This window comes from Clostridium sp. AF27-2AA, assembly GCF_003478505.1.
Taxonomy (GTDB): Bacteria; Bacillota; Clostridia; order Lachnospirales; family Lachnospiraceae; genus Brotaphodocola.
In genome coordinates this window covers 21,332-41,110 of record NZ_QUFI01000027.1, presented here as the reverse complement: position 1 = coordinate 41,110, position 19,779 = coordinate 21,332, and the positions used below count along the sequence as shown (strand labels likewise).

Genomic DNA, 19,779 nt, shown 5'->3' with positions numbered 1-19,779 from the left:
GAAGACGATAGCTAGTTACCCAGAATTTAAGCGCTTACGTTATTACTACCTGTTAGTAGTAAAATTAGTAGTAAAACGAAAATTCCTACTACTAAGGATTTTTAATTTCAATTTGTGGCTTACGCTCTTTATCTTGAATTTTTTGATGTGTTCCATCAATTATAATCTCAAATTCTTCCGACTGATTATAATGTGCTCTTTTTTCAACATCCCAATAATCCAATAACACATTAAAAGGAACCGATTTTTCATTACCCAGACTAATGAGCATATAAAGGTTAACTGTTTCATCTTTTGCAATTGTGATTTTTTCAGAAAAACCATTTACATTAACCTGCATATTTACAGCACTACCAGCGCCAATATTTCTGATTATATATTTAAGATATACAAAACTAGGTACTGTTTGTCTCATTTTTATATACTTCTCATCCATTGATGTCAAACCATATCGAACCTTATCCACTATACCATCCTTAATATCAAACACCCTATCATTAAGTCCAAATTCTGCATCTTCATTAAAGAAAATATAACGAGTATCAAGATATGGTTTTACTGCAGCTTTCTTTTCCTCTGCTATGCGTTCTTGCTCATATAATTTTTGTTCTTCTATTTTCTTATTGTTATCTGAAATAGTAATAAAAACTGCTACTAATGTTGCTATTCCACCAAGATAACTTCCCAAAAATCCTGCCCATGCTTGATTATCAATATTACTAGGAAACGCATTGCCAAATATAAACAAATCAATTAGCAATGGTACAACTATTATCAACGCTATAAATCCAATTATTTTCAAAACTTTTCTCAATTTATATCATCCTTCCTAATCATTTTGAAATACGTGAAATATATGTTTTCATTATTATTTTGCTTATATTAAATGCAATAATTACTCTCCGTAATAAATTGCAATCGGATGAATTACACAGAGGTTCTTTTCTTTTATAGGAAGCAATCCTCTTAATGCTTCGTGTGCTGAAAATTGAATTTTTTCAAAAACATAATCGTTATCTGTAGGGTTAAAATCTTCACCAATCAAATTAGTCACCATTCCAATGCATGTGATTGAACCTCCATACTTAAATCCCATACACTTTGAATCAATTCTAAAATATTTATCATCAACAGGTATAATATATCCATCTTTAGACAACAACAACCTTTTGTATGGAATCAGTCTCTTCAGCAAACGTATCATTGAATTGAGCATATCAATTTGCCCAGCACTCTTTTCAATTGTTTCATCCAACAATTGATTAAATTTATCTTTATTATTTCTTCGCTGTTTCCTGTTTGTTGATTCAGAAGCTTTCTTTTCTATTTGTTCTTTTGACAACTCCTTCATTAGTGTAGAATCTTCTCCAATCTGAAAAATATTCTCTAAGTAATCTAAGTCAACAAATGTAAACTCCCTCCATAATTTCAGATAATTGCCTTCTTCATCAAAATCCTGTATTCCTTCTTTAACATCATGAATTTTTATGTATTTGCATGCCTCATCAAATGCTGCGTCATGCAAAACTTTTTCTATTACATCTTTAGATGCATGTCCATTTGACATAACACCTTCAAATTCTCCCGACATTTCTAATTGAGCTTTTGCTTCTACAAATTTCCAGAAACCTCCAGAAGAAGATGCATTTACTTTAGGAGAAAACAATTTTCTTCGATTCTTATTTTTGGTTTCAGACGCCTCGATAGTTCTTTGAGTTATTATCCCCTTTTCCGCTTGAGCAATAATAGAATTTACTATATCTGTGTCTAAATACAAAAACTATTTCATTTGGTTTACCTCCAATACAACATTTCTCCAAAATATATTATATCAGTGGCTTAGTGTTTTTTCCACAAAAATAACGCCCCAGCCATAAAGCCAGAGCGTCACAAATCTTCTATATTATATTGCCTTAAACATTTTCTGCGACATCGGTTTCTCATTTTTCTTTTCAATCTCCGCCTGTGCTTTTCTAAACTCTTCCATCCGTTTCAATTCTTCCTCAGCATCATCGAATCCGATATGTGTGTACACATTCATTGTAACCGATATATCCGAATGCCCCATGAGGTACTGCAGTGTCTTTGGATTCATTCCCGATTTTACTTGCGGCGCTTGTAACACTCAACCGGAAGGTCTTTTGACCACGGCATGAGTGGTTCCAAATCTATTTCATCTATACTTCCATCGGCTCGAACCGCCTGCGTCAGTTCTGTCAGCAAATACTTCATGTAGTAGTAGACATTCAGGCCATTTGCCCGGGCGGTCTCCGTAACACTACGGTGCTAAGAGATCTTCCTGTCTCTGCAGCAAGCTCTTTTTGCTTAATGGACGGATTCTTGTAAATCAATCTCAAAACGGCCAGTTCTTCTAAAGTGCATTCCAAAGTGTCAAATTGAGACTTTGGAACTTTAGGGATGACACTTTGGGAATTATCATGCACACAGTCTATGTGCATATATCTGTTTTTCAGCTCATATTCCGTTCCCAAAATTAAATTGCTGAAGAACATTTCCAAGAACTTTGTTGTAGCATGAATACCATTTTGCAGATCGTTATAATTAGCTCTTACCAAAGCGTTGCGGAAATACCTAGAGTTCTTCTCAAAAGCATCGCTGTTTACTTTGAACCCGAAGGTCTTCATGTATTTGATCATAAAAACAGCCGTTGCTCTGGTGTTTCCTTCACAGAACGGATGAATCTGCCAAATATCCGAAGCAAACCCAACCATCCACCGCCTGCAAGCCGATTGCAGTCTGCCATGCTTCACTCTTTTCAATTTGACCAGGTTCACCCTGTTTGATATATTCTTCCAGTTCAAATTGCCAGTTCTTTTCTTCCGACATAGCTGCACCCCGTTTCCTGCTTAATGTGCAATTCTAAAATAATCTAAATACGCTTTATACTTGTACTGTGCAGTCAGGCAGATATCTGTCAGATATCCTTTTTTGTTGTCCCATTCTTTCAATCCACGGTAATAGAACATTTTCAGATTGTCCTCAATGATGAACGGAACGATATTGTATTTCAGACACTCCTTAAACATAATCAATCTGCCCACACGTCCGTTGCCGTCCTGGAACGGATGGATCCGCTCAAACTTCACATGGAAGTCCAGAATATCCTCAAAGGTCTTTTCTTCTTTGGCGTTATATTCTGTCAGCAAGGCCTTCATTTTATCGCCAACTTCTTCTGGAAGGGCTGTATCACTGCCGCCGACTTCATTCGGGAGTTTCTTATACGCGCCAATAGCAAACCAGTCTTTTCTGGAATCGCTGGTGCCGTTCTTCAAAACCAAGTGAAGTTCTTTGATGAACTTTTATGACGGTATTTGATACTCTGGTACGGCAACCGGCAGTAGGACAAACAAGAAATTATCTGAAAATATCTCACTGCTGAACGCCTATTGTGCTAAAAAGGCAAACAAAAAGCACCAACAGATTTTACTCTGCTGATGCTCTTTCTTCCTTATAAAATGTGCGGTTTAAGTATCTCCATAATGGAATCTGCAACCAATGATATAAACATTGGCATCATCTATTCTATATACCAATCTGTCTTTATCATTTATGCGGCGGCTCCAAAATCCGGCTAAATCACCTCTTAACGGCTCCGGCTTTCCTATGCCCTCATTACCATTACGGCAAATGTCTTCTATGAGCTGATTAATCTTTTTCAGTGTTTTCCTGTCCTCAGTCTGCCAATAAACATAATCTGCCCATCCATTATCAGTAAAAACTTTATTCATCGCCTACCTCAATCAAATCATGCTTTGCAAACTGTCCACGTTCCAACTGTACTTTGGATTCCATCAACCAGTCATAATTAGCCTTAGTCCCAAGGATATGCGCATTTTCCATCAGATTATTGTAGCTTTCCTCTGACAAAATTACCACGTTTCTATTATTCTTTCTGGTGACAATCATAGTTTCATAATCATCCGTTACCTGATCCATATAATTTTTCATGTTGTCCCGAAGATTTGAATAATTAACCGCTAACATCATATCACCTCATTTCGTACAATATTCGGTATCCTTATTATAACGTACAATATTTTGTACGTCAATATAGTGTATGCAATCCGAAGTAAAATATTACTGTTCAAAAATACGAACAACCACAGGCGCTGTTTCTTCGTCAACATCGAATGTATTCTTTTCCTGGTTTCGGATATAGCCATAAGGGATTTCCTTACAGAAAAAGTCCACCAGTACAATGCGCAGCGCATCATGACTGGCGGACTTTTTAGTTATTATCAGGAAGTCAAATAGGTTCATCGCCCGGAAGGTCAAAATCATCTTCCGTACATTTCCCGATAATATGTTTTGTTTTCTCCATCGGCAAAGGCACATTTTCCTCTGCAAAGTATTCTTTCTTTACGACTTCAACTACTGCTTCGTGATTATCTTTGCCAGCAGGAACGATCACGAAATCGCCCACCTGAATAGAATCGTCATCCGAAATATAGTAGTAGCTCTTACACCCATCTTCAAACTCTACGCTGCAATAGATAATATCATTGTCACAGCGCCGCACCTTTCCATACACAGACGGGTTCATAATTTCACCCCACCCGTAGAAAGACATAAATTCAAAGACGGACTCCATAAACTCCGCCCAATCATCCGGAAGCCCCTTTTTATCGTAGCTTCCTTGAATGAGCTTTTCATTGCCCTTTTGAGAAATAACCTTAATGGTGTAGTCTATGGTTTCAAGCGGATCAACCACTACATTCTCCGGATTTCCTTCTATATGGTCAAAGATGCTTTCCGCATCCATATCTTCAAGAAGGCTTTCAACCCCGCCCTCAACCTTGTATTTTCTGCTTACAGAACACCCAGAACCGATATTCTGAATGTGTTCAATACTTTCGCTCTCTCTGTCCATAATTAAAGACTCTGCATAATCCCAGACAGCGTATTCTGCGTGTTCTGAAATAGGAACCTTTGGCTTGATCTTTGTGATTCGATGATAGTTTACTTCGATTCGATTCACCATATCAGGCTTATTATTCCCATCAAAGGCATACAAATCAGGCATTTTCAAGCTGTCACGAAGCAGATCTGAAAGGTCAATTCCGTCCACTTCAAAAAACGAGCATAACGAACCGCTGAACTGATAGACCTTTCCTGCGGTATTGGTCAGCTCCATATTCCAGTTTCCAATATCAGTTGCAACGACTTCATCGTATCCATTGCTGAAATACTCTGTAAACGCAGAAATGATTCTGTCGGCAACCGCTTTATCAATTCGCAGATTCTGACTATGGGCTTTTTCATATCGACCATCTCTGCGCTGCCCGAAAACATACGAAGAAAACCATACTTGCCCTTCTGCATTAAGGGTTATGTGCTGTTCAACTTCTTCGTCCGGTTCCGGGCAAGGCCCATAACCAAGTCGATTGGAAACAAGCCGAATTTTTCTAAGCTCTCCTTTGAAGAGGAAGGGATTCTCGCCGGAAAGCAGGGCAAGGCGGCTCAATGCCAGAATAAACCACGAACGATTTTCGGGGTTCAAGATGGCTGCTGCATCGTATGCCCAATGATTAAAATATCGCCATTGGGAATAAATTGCCGAGCCAAGCAATTTAATGTCCGTGACCTCGTCAATGATACGATTTAGCGCATCACAACTGCTTGCTGCATCGCCATATTTTTCTGAAAAGGCATGGCCGCAATCCATCTGGAATCCCAATGCCTGACAATCATCGGCCAAGTAATGGTCAACCAGCTCTATGTAGCTGATTTTCTGATCTCTAAATTTCTCAATCCACTTTGTGGCGAATAAGTGTACTTGCTCTAAAAACTCCATTGCGGCCTCCTTCCGAATCAGGTTAAAACTCCTCCCAAGTCCGACCGTTCAGATCATTTGCGATTACATCGGTGTTAGGTATTGTTTTATATCCGAACATATCAGCAAGATTGAAGAATTTGCTTTTTTGAATCGGGTTTTTACTGCTTTTTCTAAAGTCCATCGGGTAGAACTTTTCAACGATGAAATATCTATGGCTAATCGTCTGAAGGTTATAGCCATAATGATCTGCACGACGGATTGCCTCGTTGATGCGTTCAATCTCATCTGCGGTAGGTTCGGCTCCGCTTTCGGCACGATAAGTCATGCTGCCGTTATTTTCAACTGCGATGATGGTCTTTTTCAGCTTACCAATGGCACGGATACTCTTGTCTTTATACAAGCCGATATATCCATGTTCTGAGAAGTTGCGGGATTCCTGGTCATAGAACAAATCCAAATCCATATTGTCCTGAAAAGTTGTACCGGCTACGATTGCTCTCATCCATTTATAGCCATCCGGTATCAGCTTTTCATCAAAGCAATACTTCTTGAAATCGTCTAAAACGGCAATGATTTCCGTATCTCTGTCGTCAACAATATCCTCCATAGCGTCCACAAGCTGCTCGAATGTCAAGTTGACGTGCTTGATCGGATGGATAAGTCTGGTTGCATTTTCGCTATTATACTTTTTCAGTTCAACCGCCAATTCATTAAACAGTTGCGGTTTCATCGGCTTGGGATCAAGGGTGAGTAAAACCTTTATATCCTCAGCACCGAACTGCTCCAGATGATTCACAAGCTGCTGCTTATAAAACTGATTGTAGAGCTTTGTTTCCACCACTATTTTGAAGCTCTTTTGGCTGATAATCGCATCCGGAACACTATCGTCACCAACAACCTGCAAATCAAAGGTGATCTCCGGGCTTTCGTCCTCTCCAAGAATAAGACTATTCAGCATAGAAAAGAACTTATCAGAGTTATAGTTATACAAACGAGAGAGCATCAGCATGGTGTTTGAAGTATCCACATTCTCTTTGGAGTGGTATCTCTGAAAATAATGTATCTGCATATCGCACCTCCCAAAACCCATCTGCCATTTCGTCTGCGTTACCGGGTCAGTTGATAACTCAATTCCAGCAAATGGTTATTTTATATTCGCTTACACCAATCGGCTCTGAAATATCCTTGAGGAAATATTCTGCAACCACATTGTTTTTGACCTTATCCATCAAAGCAATATTATGATACCAGGTAATTTGTGCAAGCACCTCTTGCACAATTTTTTTATCAGAAAAACAGGCGGAAAACTTTGCCATATACTTCAGGTTTCGGACGGAATACCCCTATCTCTCTGGAATAGCTATCTGAATATCATAAGAAAGATTATCAATAAATTTATTTCCCCATGTTTTGTATTCGTTAATAAGCGTTCCAATATCATAATATAGGAGTAGCAAATCCGAATTTGGTGTGTGCTTTATAAATTTTTTCCGATCCACTCAAGTTCGTTCATGGAATCCTTATTTTTTTCAAGTTCATCTCTGGCTGTTGCGTAATATGATTTTTTGAAAAGCATATCCCATGAAAGATATTTTGCCATACAGTCAAACTGCTTATCAATCAGCTCATACTGGATACTGCCTACGGGAGAACCACCTACAACAATTGTGCCAACTTTTTTGTTTTTTAACTGCAATCCACGGCAGTAGCACTTATCAATGATAAGTTTCAATTGTGCTGACATTCCCCACCAATAAACTGGTGTAGCAAACAGAATCATATCTGCGGCAGCAATTTTATCAATTGTAGAATTTGTATCATCCTTATCGACGCATCCCTTAGAGCATTGACAGACACCACATCCCTTGCATGGTGCAATGTTGAGTTTGTCGGGTTCAATGATTTCAATTTTATTCTTTTCTGACGCTCCTTTTATAAATGCATTGATTGCTGCCAGCGTATTTCCTTTTCTGGCACTTCCATTAATGATTACAATTTTCATGCGTGTATCCTCCAACTTCCGATTTACCGACCAGACATTTTATCGTATATCAACTTCGATTCCATACCTCACAAGAAGAGACGCAAATGTTAATCCGTTGATCAGAATGATTCCGTTTTCATCAGCTTTTTCTTTAGCTTCATCGGAGAACTCGTCCGTCAGATTGATCACCATCAGAATGGCGTTTTTCTCCGGAATCCGCTCCTCCATCTTCACAAGCTGATCTACACCTACGATATCGCCAATGTCTTTGCCGGTCTTCTTTTTTGCCTGAACATAAATATGCGGCATCTTTACATCGCAGATTTCATAGATGTTATACATCAGGGTGTTCCGGTTAAAGCATTCGAAGACCAGATCCACATCACCGCCTTCCCCGTCATACCAGTTGTTATCTGTCAGCGTGTAGCCGTTCTTTATAAACAGCTCTCCGATGATATCTTCAAATTTATGATTATCGATCTTCTGCAGCACGCTTTTGATCTGTTCGAGGTATTGATTTCTCGCTGATGCAGTCGCTCGGCCGATCATGGAAATCAGATCTGTGCTGTTCTTTGCAAATTCGTCCGGCTGCTCTGCATGCAAACGCACAAGCTCATCTACGGATTCCTTGAAGGATTCACTCCGTACATGATTCAACGGAGACTGATACGCTATAAACTTGCTCTTAATATTCTGAGCATGAAGATTCTTATCATAGCTGCAGCTGAAGACATCTTCGACCTCTATGATATGACCGAAATCCTCTGCTTCCGCAAGAACATCAAAATAATATTTCTTCTTACATTTTGCGATGACGAAGCTTCGGCACACATAATCCTCCTCCACGCTGACCTTCGGTACGATGATATAATCCCCCGGCTCGATTTTCAGCATGATGGAAAGATTATTGTACCGGGCGCGCATCATTTCGTCTGGAAGATCCTTTTCCCATTCAGACTGCCACCCTGCCTTAAAGGTATCATACGAGGAATCCAGAGCCATGCCATAGGTTCCCCAGCCCTGTCTCAACAGATGATGATTTACCAATTCTCTTCGAATCAGCTTAAAACGATCATCATAATTTATTCGGAAAACGTAGTAATTACTCATTCCACTTTCCCCTCCACTCGACCACACTCTCCATGTTCTTTCTCGGTCTAGCTTCCGGAGCTTCATCCGGATATCCCAGCGCCAGAATGGCGTACAGCTCGCCTCCGGCCCACTCGCTTAGTTCCTGCTGTGCAAAGAAAGAATTGCAGATCCAGAGACTTCCTAACCCCAGGTCCGTAGCTTCCAGCATCATGTTTTCGATGACGGCCCCGATAGACTGCGCATTGCAGATATCCGACACCCTTTCATCGTTTGATAGTGCCTTATCGAAGCCTGAAGCCAATGGATTCACCACAAAAATCAGGACTGGAGCCTGTTTCATGATTTGAACCGTATGCTCCGCGCCACCGATATGCTCACGTCTCTCCAGAATGAACGGAGCAGACCTTTCGCGGCTAATACCGTCTTCCATCACACGGCATGCTTCATCCTTCGCGCTTCCCGTAGCAACGATAAATTTCCACGGCTGCCAGTTTTTAGATGAAGGTGCCAGAATCCCCGCCTGTAGAATCTGATCGATCAGAGCTTTCCTGACAGGTTCACTTTTATATTTTCGTATACTTCTTCTATCCCTTATAGCATCAATCATATTTATTATCCTAAGTCGATCTGAAGTTTGAACGTTTTGTAGACAGCTGTTAACTTGCGATTTGTATCACCGCACGCATGATGGTGTGATTGTAGAAATCATCTGCCCGGCGGTTCTGCATGCAATTGCCTTCAGCGTAAATTTCCACAAATCTCATTTTATCACAAAATATCTTATTCTTCTACACATAGTAAACGCTCCATACAAGCACCTTGCCAGCTAAAAGCCGCTTTCGCGGCTTCGCTTAATTACTTCTTCGGTTTGCGGATACTCTCCCAGCAGACCTCGAAAGATCGAACGATCAATATGCTCTTCTGCCTTCGAATCCTTATAGATTCCATTTGTGTTTTTACGTTTTCAAGATATAATAGTTGAACGAAATCGGAGCTTCCTGTATAACAAAAAACGTGAATGTTGAAAATTGAAGCTATTACAGAAAAAACTTTGGTACTCGGAATTGATGCCGGAAGTGAAATGCACTACACCAGAGCGTTTGATTACAAAGGAATCTTCAATAGAAAACACTTGATTATATAAGGAGGTGAAGTGCTATGAAAAAGAAAAACGATGGATTCACGCTGTCAGAGCTCCTGGTCGTTGTTGCTATTATTGGAGTTCTTGTAGCGATCTCCGTTCCGATCTTCAGTCAGCAGCTTCATAAAGCCAGAGTTGCGACAGACTGGGCCAATGTAAGAAGCTACTATTCGCAGCTCCAGTATGATTTTATGGAAACAGAAACAGTCAAGGATGAATACTTGAATGAATGGGGAAAGCCAGGGCTCACTTCTTTTCAATTAACAGGACATACTGTAAAACTAAAAGCCGGATGTCTATGGGTTTCACCCGAAGACAATAATGGTGGATACAACCTGTTGTATACTTGCAATGCCTATCATGGCAAGTGTCAATTAATGCTTCCAGAAGACTAAGAATATAGTACCATGGGGAGCCTGTGGGAACGGAGTACTCCGTCCTATAGGCCTTTTTCTTATTTACCCTGGCCTTCCACCCAACACGGATGCAATCTGGCGTGGTTCCAAATCTTTTTCATCTATGCTTCGAACAGCCTGCGTCAGTTCTGTCAGCAAATGATTCCTGCGCCCTCTAAAACATCGTCCGGATCATCTCCGCCGCAATATTACTCCCCGACCGTCCATCGCTCGGTGTTTTCGCCAGGGTTGCCATGTAACGGCTGTCTCCGTAGTAGGTCAGCTTGCTGTGTTTTCCGTCATCGGTGATCTCAAATCCCATATTTTGCAGTTCCCGTTTCAGGGATCCGCTCAGGGACTTATAGCCTTTCAGCAGATTTTTCAGCTTCTCAGCCTTTTCTCCGGCTGTTTTCTTGCAGTCGTTCTCGCGGATCACGTCTTCAATTACCGTATGTCTGCGTGTCTTTTCCTCGTACTTGGGTAATTCTGCCTCCAGCGCGTCCAGAAGAATTGCCTTGATCTCATCCGGGAAAAGCTCTGTTTCCTCGCCCAGGTACAGAATCGGTGCGGCATCCGTACGGTTTAATTTGGAGCGCAGACCCTGGTTTTCATACTTTAAAGCTTCATTGGTTCTGGTGAGTTCCTCCACCTGTTTTCTTAAGCGGACCAGATCCTTATCTACAGAATCGAGAAGTTCATAGTTTTCCTCCCTCATACGCCTGGTTTCCAGTTCTGCTGTCTGAAATTCAAGAGTCCGAGCCTTCAGACGGTCTAATAGCAGCGCATTATTCACGCCCTGCCAGGTATAAAGCGGATCCGCCAGCTGCGCGTTACAATAGTCAATGACATTCCGCACCATGCGGTCTGCCAGCATTTTACCGCCATCTTCATATACGTGGTATGGAAATGTCCTGTTCTTTGCAGCCGTATTTGGATAATAGATTCCAACAGAACCATTCTTTTCATTCTGGTCCGCACACGCTGCACTGAGCAGCGTATCTATCTGTGAGTTTTCTGCCGCCAGGACATGTGCAACCCCTTTCAGACGGTATGCCATATCCCAGGTATTCACCATTGTCGTTCCTTCTGCGTTTTTTGATACATAAACAATCGGAAGGTCATGCTTCGCCTGCCCATTGATCACATCAGCCAGATTGGGGACTTCTGTTTCTGTTACCAGAACCGGTTTTTCCGTAATCTGCAGATCACCGTCCGCGCGCAGATATCCCTTCTCAATCAGAAGCCGGATAAAATACGGAGTAGAAAATGCAGGATCCATGATCAGCGCATCTTCCGTATAACTTCTGTCCAGCTGAATTGCCATTTTCATGGTATTAAAATTCATAATATAGTCGCTGTCCCAGATGGTACCGTTGGCCTCCACCTTCTCATAACGCACCGCTATAATGTTCTCATTCCGGTACTCCTCTAGCGCAAGCCACAGCTTGTCCGTCCCATATCGTGCGCTCCGCTCCCCGTTCCATGCGATTCCCGAAATCACATTCTCCGGATGCGGGCTGTTCTGGTTCCACTCAATCACAGTCTTTATAAAATCATCCTGGGTAAAATTCTTATTTAATCTTAAAACAGTCGAAAACAGAATCATGGGGTTCTCCTTTGTGTGATATGCTTTTCTTATTATGATAACATAAAATCACAAATAGAACAGTTTATTATTTACTTTCCCCATTTGTCAAACACCACTGCCTTCCCAAAGGCCATCATTTGTGGCATTCACAATGGCATCTATTTCCGTTGCCATGCCATTGCATAATCTCTTTCCCCGGTAGCTTCATCAATGCCATTGCACTGGATTTCAAACCCTTCTCTTTGATAAAAAGATATTGCCCGTGCATTTTTTTGATATACATTTAAAAGTAAATTGTTTCTTTTCCCCTTTACATAGTTTAACAAAATTTTGCCTATACCTTGAGACTGCATTTCGGCAGAAACAAAAATACCTTCAATGTATTCGTCACTCAGCCCTACAAACCCCTGTATTTCCTGCTTATCCTCGTAAACATAGACAGTGGCCTGTAATAGCAGTTCTTTTACTAAATCAAAATTTCTTTTCCAATATTGAGCAGGGATAAAATAATGGGCCTTTATATTAGTATCCAACCATATATCAGCAACTTTATTTATATCCGCTTTTCGTAATTTTCTAATCATAACGGTGATGCTCCTTCAACTTCCGATTTGCCGACCAGGCACTTTATCGTATATCAACCTCTATTCCATACCTCATAAGAAGAGACGCAAATGTTAATCCGTTGATCAGAATGATTCCGTTTTCATCTGCTTTTTCTTTGGCTTGATCAGAGAACTCGTCTGTCAGATTGATGACCAATATTTATTTTCCTAAGTCGATCTGAATTTTGAACGTTTTGTAGACAGCTGTTAACTTGCATTCTTCTACTCGCCCCACACATCAATCTGACAGCTCTTCATTGTCTCCAGCGCAGCCTCATGTTTTTCCGGCGTAACCCCGGCACAACAGCCTGCATCTACCGAAATCACAGCCTCTGGATACATGGCCTTCAAAATCAAAGCATTGGAAACCACGCAGATGTCGGTACATACACCCACAAGCTCTATTTCATCATGCTCACCAAATCCACCCCAGTTAAGCCATCCAAAGGTCGGTTTATCTATGTACTCACAGCCTTCCGCTTCCAGTTCCGGTATAATCTGCCAACCATCTGTGCCTTTGATACAATGTTTTACCGGAAGTTTTTTTCCTTCCGCAGTATCCAGATAGTTTTCCTGATGCGTGTCCCTGGTAAAAAATATCCGATCTCCGCGATCCGCATATTCTTTGATTTTAGCCTGCACATTGGGTACAATGGCCCGTGCTTCTTTGCTTCCAAGAGATCCTGTCACAAAATCATTCTGCATATCGATTACAATTAATACTCTGCTCATATTTTTTCCTCCAATTTATTATATTGAGAACTTCGTGAAAATTTCTTTTCTATGGTGATGATATTCGTCTGAAATAGATAGCGTATCTGATCACAGCTTCAGCATTCCGCTTTCAGCCAGTGCCCTGGCCTGAAATGACTTTGTTCCTTCTTCAAAAGCAATCCTGATTTTTCCTTTTGGCATTCCTGTGATCACGCCTTCTCCAAAGCGTTTATGCTCCACGACCATACCAACTCCAAGCTGCTCAAGAAATGCCTGATACGCTGTATCGGAAATTGTTTTCGGCTGCTCACGTTTTATTTTGAGCTGGTTCACTACAGCTGCTTTCTTTGGTATTTCCATTGGCTTTTTTAGAACCTTCCGACCAAATAATTCATCACAAAAATCCGAACTTTGCGGCTTCATGGTAAATACATTCAGCTGATTTTTTGCTCTCGTAATCCCTACATAAAATAAACGTCGTTCTTCCTCATAGCTTTCCAATTCTTCTTTGGATGCCGTTCTGGGATTTTGTAAAACCTGATCCGGCAAAATTCCATCAATCACATCAAGCAGATACACCGTATCGTACTCCAGTCCCTTGCTGGCATGAATCGTTGACAAAATAAACGGGCAGCTGTAATCCGGCGGCTTCTCCTTTATGATCTGCTGCAGCTCACTCAGACGCTCCACCAGACGGATTGGTGACTCCTCCAATGCCGCAAGAATCCTTAAGGTATCCAGTTTGTTATCCTTAATCTCACTTCTGGTCAGGTAATCCTGATATCCCATGTACTGAACAATCCGGTAAATTGCCTTGCCTGCCGGTTCCTCCAGCAAATGCTTCATATGTGTCTGGATTGCGCTGATGCTGCCTTTTACATAACCATCCAGATCTCCGTACTGAAGGGCTGCCTCCCAGACAGACAATTTCTGTTTTCTGCTGATATCCGCGATTTTATGGGCATCCTGTTTGCGCAGATATGTGCCAAGCTTATAATAAACCTGCAAAAACAAATCCGTATTCTGCGGATCAGCCGCCAGCTTTATGATATTGCTGATATCCATCACAACCCGGTTCGTAAAAAATGTCATGTCCGCATTGCGCATCCGATATGGAATTCCGTTTCGTTCCAGAAGATCAATCAACGGAAGAGCGCATTCATGATCCCGGTAAAGAACTGCAGTCTGATTTGTGCACCCCGCTGCCACCTTCAAAAGATAAGAATACTGCGCGTTTCTGTTCGCAACCGAAATCTCCCTCAGTTCCCTCTGCTTTGGCCTTGACGGACGCATATGTTTTTCATGACGCAACGTATTTTTCTGGATAAAGGAATCCGCGGCCTGAACAATGTTCGCATCGGAGCGGAAATTTTCCTCCATCAGAAGAACCTTTGCCCCAGGATGATGCTGCTCAAACTCAAGCAGCGCCTCCGGATAAGCTGCACGGAATCCGTAAATACTCTGGTCCTCATCTCCTACCATAAAAAGATTTTCCGTTCTGGATGCCAGCAGCGCAATGATCGCATGCTGGATTTTGGAAGTGTCCTGGGCCTCATCCACACAGATATATGGATACTGATCCTGAAAATACTCTAACAACCAAGGAATTTTCCGCAGCATGTTGTAGGCATAAACCATCTGATCATCGTAATCCATCAGCTGGTTTTCCCGCAAATGCTTGCAGTATTCTTTATAAATCTCGGAAATCTGAATCTCGGCTGTTTCATCTAACGCCTCAATTTCTTTCTCATTCAGCATCCGATTTTTTATGTACGTGATCAGGGTTCGGACATTCTTCAGATCGCCCTGCGTCGGATAAACCCGCTCCGTTTTCTGATAGATTGCAGACAAAATCGCGGAAATCCGTTTCTCATCCGTGAGAAGCGAAAAAGCAGTCCGTGCCGTTTTCCGTCCATAATACTGAATCACCCTGGCGCAGATTCCATTAATGGTACGAAACTCCAGGCGGTCTGCCAGATCCTGCCCAAACCGACTCGCAAAACGCTCCGACATATCTTTTGTCGCCGCCACCGTGTACGTTACCGTCAGAATTTTCTCCGGAGCAATCCCCCTGCAAAAGATCATATAACCAAGGCGTGTAACCAGTATCGTCGTTTTTCCTGAGCCCGGAACCGCAAGAAGAAGCACCGGGCCAGTCACGCTCTGCACGGCACTTTGCTGCTGTTCATTCAGTTGTAAGGAAAATTGATTGTAAAATTCTGACCAGGTTAACATGATTTTAATGCTCTTTCCTGAAGGGGCAGCACAACTAAAATTTGTCAAAATCAAATTCAAGAAAACGGCAGGTTCCATCCGGAAGCAATGGATAGACACCAATCACATCGGTTCCATCTTCTTTGTAACCAGCTAAATGATCTACGATCTTCTCCACCGTAAGTTTTGTCCATTTTGTATACTCACAGTCTCCACACCGAATCTTCTCTCCCCTTTGTCTGGGACAAATTCTGTCATTCCAGCGATGATCACACTGGGGAAAATAACCGCCATTCCTTCCCCGCTTCGCATATACATCCGTTCGGCCCCAGAACATCGCAAAATACTGCTTCGCCATCTCTTCTGTAATAAACCTGCTAGCTATCCGCGCCCCTGGTCAGAATCATATTCGGAAGTATCCTCGATTTTATCTTCGAACACGTTATTTTCAGGAAAGACAATGTTTGCCTTTTTCAATGGATTTCCTATACCTCCAGCAAATACTCCTGCAACTTTGCCGCCATGTGCATCGGAATCGGCAAAGCCGTTGCTTCATCGTACTGAATCGCTCCGGTGCGCAGGGAATTCGTGTAAATCACCCATTCATCCGGATCGTCATCCTTTTGCAGCTGAATCGGATATATCTCAATCATGTCTCTCTCTGCAAATTTCTGGTGCGGCAGGTCATACGTTGTTTTTTTATAGCTTGAAGTATAGGACTTATCATTCGGTCTGCCCGCAATTGCCCAATAATCCTGCCCATACCGGAATACACCGCTGGTTGCCGAATAACCATCTGTTGAAGAAATTTCCGTATAGTAATCCGGGATTTCTCCGTTCCGTCTAATCCGAATCAGACGGACTCCTGAATGATTTAAATCCTGCAAATAACTGTTTTCCTTCGTACCAGTCTCAATCTGCTCCGGGCAATATGGTGCCAGATAACGATACTTCTGTATCTGACTGTCTGTAATTCCGTTACAGATTGCCCGAGTATTCCCATTTGCTTCAATCAGGACCAGAAGATTCTTGTCACGATACAGATTTTTCCACATGATCATTTTCTGCTTCCATGTTCCACGCGCGGCATTTTCACATTTTTTCTCAAAATTTTTATCCAGGCTCAGATGTGCCAGTTCAAAGGCTGCCTCCCGGTAAAGAACCCTGGTTTGCTCAAATGCGTCGCACTCTGCATACACTTTCCCAGAAACATAATCCATTTCCACATACAATGGTAAAAATCTCGCTTTCCCATACGGAGTACAGATCTGTGTCATAACCTGCATCCCAATCACGGGTGTATGATGCAGTAACTCTTTCTTTTCTATTGCGCTTTCATCTAACTCCCTGACATAGCCCAGCTGTCTGCAAAGATCCTCAACTGCGCTGGTGATTTTACTTTCTATAACGTTCTCTTTTACCGTTTCATCCCACGGTGTCACAAACTGTGTAAGACGGTTTGTTAACGCCATGCCGCAGCGAATTGATGCCTTCGGATCCCCTAGCTTATGAAAGCATTCCTTTCCAGGCAGCACTACGATACATGCAGTAAGCTCTGTGGCTGGACTGAGTTCTTTTTCTATTTCATGGATTCGTTTTAAAGCATCCGCGCTCTTAGAAGATTTCATTGGTTCTCCCATACTGCCCAGCCTGCACCGTTTTATGGTAAATGTCATTTCCTCACAAGACACAAATACGGACTCTAGTTTTTCCATGATTTTTTCTGCGCATTCCAACGTATCATCTGTCGCATACACCTCAAATGTCAGATGATCCGATTCCGTACAGGTTTTCATTCTCCTTGCCAGAAGAAGGCGCTGATCCTTCGTCAGTTCTCTGTTCAGATTCAACGTATCCAGTTTCAGTTTTTTCACTGCCCGCTTCGTGCTTCCCACACGGCTGATTCCCTCTGTTTCCCGCACGATGTCAGCTATGTAAGAAAATACGCCATCATAGATATCTTTCTTTTCCAAAACGCTTACACCGGTTCCGATCACATTCTTTTTGAATCCGCAGCCATCCATTCCATTTTTATACAGACACGTAATTTTCTGTTTTCCAGTCATCGAGTCTACGATGGAACGAATCACTTCTCCTGCTGCCGGCAGCGCCCGGAACTGATACAAATTATAATATGTTTTTTCCGGTTCTTTCCAAGAATATTCCTCTTCCGTTTTATATTTCTGAAAAATCGGAAGTTTATATATTCTGTTGTTTTCCATCCAGATATGCGCAGTCAGATTATCACCATTCAGATAAGGTTTCTCACTCCACCGATCCGGAATCCATCTGTGAATACAGCAATCACACAAGAGCAATGCTTTCCGTTCCGGCGGAACTGTCTGCAAAGAAAATGAAATTCCATAAGAATAGCTGTGGTCTCCCTCTCCCTGTATATCAGAAATCAGTTGATTTTTTCCGGCATAATTCAGCTTTACACGGTGGCCATCTATCTGGATTTCTTTTCCGGTCAAAGCGTTTGTCACCATCAGGGAAAAGGCAGCATAAGAATAATTTTCTGTTGGGATGCCATCTGCATCAAACAGCCTGACATTCTTACTCCCGGCCAGCTCATTCAAGTCCTCAACCTTCATTTCCTGAAGCAGCTTCTGAATTTCCACTGCCGCGGGACGGTATTTATAATTGTTCCCATACTGAACCTGAATCCATGCCTTCATATGCTCCAGCAGCTGCTCTGTATTGATTTCCTGTTCACAGGAAATTGCCCACATTTCATCTTTCGAATCCAGTCTGAGTGGAGCCAGCTCTACAATTCCGTCCATCCAGGTTCCAAGGCTTTTGCCCAAAGCGTAGGTCGGAAGCGCATACACGCCGCTCCACTTGGGATTCGCTGCCTTTTCTGCCCTGATCAGACTGTCCTTCCATTTTTTCGGAAAACCAACGTAATAAAGCCTGCATTCCGCATCCGGATTCGGAACAAAAGCCATTGGATAAATCTTAGTCGCCTTACTCATGTCGGATACCTCCTTCGTATGCTGTAAAGAATGGTTCATACAAGGTTCTGGCAATTTCCCCGTGTTCTTCATCTGACAGCATGTCTTTTAAATAATCATACATTTCATTTAACGCATCAAATCCATCTTCTGCATCTATCTTTTTTCGAAATGCCCCATCTGCAAAATAAACGGTGGGTGTTTCTTTCGATGCGTCTGTAACTCTGCATAGGCGCCCAAATATCTGCAGAATGAGAACAAACATGGTAGAAACCAGATCTCTTTTTATTTCCTTATCACACAGATAATCCAGCCTTCTTTTCGCGGAATAATTCATGCGGTTCCAGAATTTCGTAGCTTCCTGACGGACATAAAGATTCTTCTGATACAGATCATTTTCTTTGTATTCGAATAATTTCGATGCCATATAACCATTCATCTTAATGCTCCGTTCTTTCACATCATCTGGAACACCCATAGGGCGAATCAGGAAGAACACGCTGCTCAGAGAGGAATGGCCCTGCTCATCCACAATGTTATGTCCTCGTTCAATTGCCAACGCCGGAGCCACCAGAATTCTCGCTTTTTTCTGGTCAAATTTATAAACCTCCCCACGGCGTATATACTGACTGAAATCTTTCTTTTCTATATTTTTGTCAGAAATCAGCGCGCAAACTTCTTCCCTGCACCCACGTTTGACAAAATTAGCCCGCAAACGATCCGCCACAGTCTCTGCCTGGGAAAAACTATTCACTACCAAAAGAATCTTGCCCTTTTTGTCGGACAATTCAGAAATGATATATGCAGTACAACGATCTACTACATCTCTTAAAACCGCATCCCGGTTTTCAAGAGGACTTCCGGATACACGCTCCGCTAAACCAAGCTCCATAAACTGTGTATTTCCAATAAATTCCCGCACAGATCTGTCCGCTTCAACAATATAATTTACATCCGCATTGACATGATATTCATAGGAGCCCTTGGCATAGCTGGACCCTGACAGCAGCACCACATGCGGCCCGATCGGCACGCCTTCTTTATTGACCCGCAAATAAGGCAGATCTGTCAGTAACGCTCTGCCATACGCATATTGCCGAAACAGCAGAATATCATCTTCGCTGGTTAATTTTATTCCAAACAGATTGCCCATTAACGCAGAGGGCAGGTAGTCCTGCTGTGCGGTAAAACGCGTCCGGATGAAACCAACCAGTTCATTATATCCCATCGTGACATCCTGGGAATCCTCATACGCTGTTCCAATCTCCATGACAAACCGGTCAAAGAAAATCAAG

20 protein-coding genes and 2 pseudogenes are annotated in these 19,779 nt (G+C 42.1%); 1 reads left to right on the top strand and 21 read right to left on the bottom strand.

Going from position 1 to position 19,779, the window contains the following annotated elements:
* Positions 1–91: 91 nt before the first annotated feature.
* The 14 genes and pseudogenes from DWY84_RS13430 to DWY84_RS13360 form a co-directional block, all read right to left on the bottom strand.
* On the bottom strand, positions 92–814 hold the full coding sequence (locus tag DWY84_RS13430; protein ID WP_118533875.1) for a hypothetical protein: 723 nt from the start codon (positions 812–814) through the stop codon (positions 92–94).
* An 81-nt stretch (positions 815–895) separates the two neighbouring features.
* A complete protein-coding gene (locus DWY84_RS17585) occupies positions 896–1,777 on the bottom strand; it encodes a hypothetical protein (protein WP_207665134.1) in 882 nt (293 codons plus the stop codon).
* 126 nt (positions 1,778–1,903) lie between these two features.
* Positions 1,904–2,095 (bottom strand): tyrosine-type recombinase/integrase, encoded by a 192-nt coding sequence (locus DWY84_RS13420; protein ID WP_118533874.1) that lies wholly within the window; start codon positions 2,093–2,095, stop codon positions 1,904–1,906.
* Between the two features lie 151 nt (positions 2,096–2,246).
* The gene (locus DWY84_RS13410; protein WP_243024862.1) at positions 2,247–2,732 is read right to left on the bottom strand and encodes a winged helix-turn-helix transcriptional regulator; all 486 of its coding nucleotides are present in this window, start codon (positions 2,730–2,732) and stop codon (positions 2,247–2,249) included.
* Positions 2,686–2,847, bottom strand: a complete 162-nt coding sequence (locus DWY84_RS17815; RefSeq protein WP_243024861.1) for a hypothetical protein — start codon at positions 2,845–2,847, stop codon at positions 2,686–2,688. Before DWY84_RS17815 ends, DWY84_RS13410 begins: the two co-directional genes overlap by 47 nt.
* Before the next feature lie 20 nt (positions 2,848–2,867).
* Positions 2,868–3,320, bottom strand: a pseudogene (locus DWY84_RS13405) (Fic family protein); the annotation flags it as partial.
* 165 nt (positions 3,321–3,485) lie between these two features.
* Positions 3,486–3,749 (bottom strand): Txe/YoeB family addiction module toxin, encoded by a 264-nt coding sequence (locus tag DWY84_RS13400; RefSeq protein WP_118533873.1) that lies wholly within the window; start codon positions 3,747–3,749, stop codon positions 3,486–3,488.
* Positions 3,742–4,008, bottom strand: a complete 267-nt coding sequence (locus DWY84_RS13395) for a type II toxin-antitoxin system prevent-host-death family antitoxin (protein ID WP_347560803.1) — start codon at positions 4,006–4,008, stop codon at positions 3,742–3,744. The genes DWY84_RS13400 and DWY84_RS13395 overlap by 8 nt, the downstream gene beginning before the upstream one ends.
* Before the next feature lie 259 nt (positions 4,009–4,267).
* Positions 4,268–5,815, bottom strand: coding sequence for a hypothetical protein (locus DWY84_RS13385; protein WP_118533870.1), 1,548 nt, complete (start codon positions 5,813–5,815; stop codon positions 4,268–4,270).
* Between the two features lie 22 nt (positions 5,816–5,837).
* Entirely contained in the window at positions 5,838–6,866 is a 1,029-nt protein-coding gene (locus DWY84_RS13380) for a hypothetical protein (protein ID WP_118533869.1), read from the bottom strand.
* Between the two features lie 58 nt (positions 6,867–6,924).
* Positions 6,925–7,128: pseudogene (locus DWY84_RS17810) on the bottom strand (DUF1016 N-terminal domain-containing protein); the annotation flags it as partial.
* Positions 7,129–7,274: 146 nt separating this feature from the next.
* On the bottom strand, positions 7,275–7,799 hold the full coding sequence (locus tag DWY84_RS13370; protein WP_055176454.1) for a flavodoxin family protein: 525 nt from the start codon (positions 7,797–7,799) through the stop codon (positions 7,275–7,277).
* Positions 7,800–7,838: 39 nt separating this feature from the next.
* Positions 7,839–8,891 (bottom strand): restriction endonuclease, encoded by a 1,053-nt coding sequence (locus DWY84_RS13365; protein WP_182434961.1) that lies wholly within the window; start codon positions 8,889–8,891, stop codon positions 7,839–7,841.
* Positions 8,884–9,480, bottom strand: a complete 597-nt coding sequence (locus DWY84_RS13360; RefSeq protein ID WP_347560802.1) for a nitroreductase family protein — start codon at positions 9,478–9,480, stop codon at positions 8,884–8,886. Before DWY84_RS13360 ends, DWY84_RS13365 begins: the two co-directional genes overlap by 8 nt.
* A gap of 551 nt (positions 9,481–10,031) precedes the next feature.
* Here DWY84_RS13360 and DWY84_RS13355 point away from each other — a divergent pair.
* Positions 10,032–10,409, top strand: coding sequence for a type II secretion system protein (locus DWY84_RS13355; RefSeq protein ID WP_118533867.1), 378 nt, complete (start codon positions 10,032–10,034; stop codon positions 10,407–10,409).
* 175 nt (positions 10,410–10,584) lie between these two features.
* Here DWY84_RS13355 and DWY84_RS13350 read toward each other — a convergent pair whose 3' ends face one another.
* The 7 genes from DWY84_RS13350 to DWY84_RS13315 all read right to left on the bottom strand — a co-directional run bounded on the left by DWY84_RS13350 (position 10,585) and on the right by DWY84_RS13315 (position 19,778).
* The gene (locus tag DWY84_RS13350) at positions 10,585–12,015 is read right to left on the bottom strand and encodes a hypothetical protein (protein WP_118533866.1); all 1,431 of its coding nucleotides are present in this window, start codon (positions 12,013–12,015) and stop codon (positions 10,585–10,587) included.
* Between the two features lie 140 nt (positions 12,016–12,155).
* Positions 12,156–12,581, bottom strand: coding sequence for a GNAT family N-acetyltransferase (locus tag DWY84_RS13345; RefSeq protein WP_118533865.1), 426 nt, complete (start codon positions 12,579–12,581; stop codon positions 12,156–12,158).
* A 243-nt stretch (positions 12,582–12,824) separates the two neighbouring features.
* Positions 12,825–13,334 carry an isochorismatase family cysteine hydrolase gene (locus DWY84_RS13335; RefSeq protein WP_118533863.1) on the bottom strand — a complete coding sequence of 170 codons (510 nt, stop codon included), beginning with the start codon at positions 13,332–13,334 and terminating at the stop codon, positions 12,825–12,827.
* A 90-nt stretch (positions 13,335–13,424) separates the two neighbouring features.
* Positions 13,425–15,551, bottom strand: a complete 2,127-nt coding sequence (locus tag DWY84_RS13330; protein WP_118533862.1) for an ATP-dependent helicase — start codon at positions 15,549–15,551, stop codon at positions 13,425–13,427.
* 34 nt (positions 15,552–15,585) lie between these two features.
* The gene (locus DWY84_RS13325) at positions 15,586–15,888 is read right to left on the bottom strand and encodes a hypothetical protein (protein ID WP_118533861.1); all 303 of its coding nucleotides are present in this window, start codon (positions 15,886–15,888) and stop codon (positions 15,586–15,588) included.
* A 127-nt stretch (positions 15,889–16,015) separates the two neighbouring features.
* Positions 16,016–18,505, bottom strand: coding sequence for an RNaseH domain-containing protein (locus tag DWY84_RS13320; protein ID WP_182434959.1), 2,490 nt, complete (start codon positions 18,503–18,505; stop codon positions 16,016–16,018).
* Positions 18,498–19,778, bottom strand: coding sequence for a hypothetical protein (locus tag DWY84_RS13315; protein ID WP_118533859.1), 1,281 nt, complete (start codon positions 19,776–19,778; stop codon positions 18,498–18,500). Before DWY84_RS13315 ends, DWY84_RS13320 begins: the two co-directional genes overlap by 8 nt.
* Position 19,779: the final 1 nt, after the last annotated feature.

Bases quoted from the DNA above. Each gene is read 5' to 3' on its own strand.
- DWY84_RS13420 (WP_118533874.1), bottom strand. From the start codon at position 2,095: ATGAATCCAAAGACACTGCAGTACCTCATGGGGCATTCGGATATATCG.
- DWY84_RS13410 (WP_243024862.1), bottom strand. From the start codon at position 2,732: ATGGTTGGGTTTGCTTCGGATATTTGGCAGATTCATCCGTTCTGTGAA.
- DWY84_RS17815 (WP_243024861.1), bottom strand. From the start codon at position 2,847: ATGTCGGAAGAAAAGAACTGGCAATTTGAACTGGAAGAATATATCAAA.
- DWY84_RS13400 (WP_118533873.1), bottom strand. From the start codon at position 3,749: ATGAATAAAGTTTTTACTGATAATGGATGGGCAGATTATGTTTATTGG.
- DWY84_RS13395 (WP_347560803.1), bottom strand. From the start codon at position 4,008: ATGATGTTAGCGGTTAATTATTCAAATCTTCGGGACAACATGAAAAAT.
- DWY84_RS13385 (WP_118533870.1), bottom strand. From the start codon at position 5,815: ATGGAGTTTTTAGAGCAAGTACACTTATTCGCCACAAAGTGGATTGAG.
- DWY84_RS13380 (WP_118533869.1), bottom strand. From the start codon at position 6,866: ATGCAGATACATTATTTTCAGAGATACCACTCCAAAGAGAATGTGGAT.
- DWY84_RS13370 (WP_055176454.1), bottom strand. From the start codon at position 7,799: ATGAAAATTGTAATCATTAATGGAAGTGCCAGAAAAGGAAATACGCTG.
- DWY84_RS13365 (WP_182434961.1), bottom strand. From the start codon at position 8,891: ATGAGTAATTACTACGTTTTCCGAATAAATTATGATGATCGTTTTAAG.
- DWY84_RS13360 (WP_347560802.1), bottom strand. From the start codon at position 9,480: ATGATTGATGCTATAAGGGATAGAAGAAGTATACGAAAATATAAAAGT.
- DWY84_RS13355 (WP_118533867.1), top strand. From the start codon at position 10,032: ATGAAAAAGAAAAACGATGGATTCACGCTGTCAGAGCTCCTGGTCGTT.
- DWY84_RS13350 (WP_118533866.1), bottom strand. From the start codon at position 12,015: ATGATTCTGTTTTCGACTGTTTTAAGATTAAATAAGAATTTTACCCAG.
- DWY84_RS13345 (WP_118533865.1), bottom strand. From the start codon at position 12,581: ATGATTAGAAAATTACGAAAAGCGGATATAAATAAAGTTGCTGATATA.
- DWY84_RS13335 (WP_118533863.1), bottom strand. From the start codon at position 13,334: ATGAGCAGAGTATTAATTGTAATCGATATGCAGAATGATTTTGTGACA.
- DWY84_RS13330 (WP_118533862.1), bottom strand. From the start codon at position 15,551: ATGTTAACCTGGTCAGAATTTTACAATCAATTTTCCTTACAACTGAAT.
- DWY84_RS13325 (WP_118533861.1), bottom strand. From the start codon at position 15,888: ATGGCGAAGCAGTATTTTGCGATGTTCTGGGGCCGAACGGATGTATAT.
- DWY84_RS13320 (WP_182434959.1), bottom strand. From the start codon at position 18,505: ATGAGTAAGGCGACTAAGATTTATCCAATGGCTTTTGTTCCGAATCCG.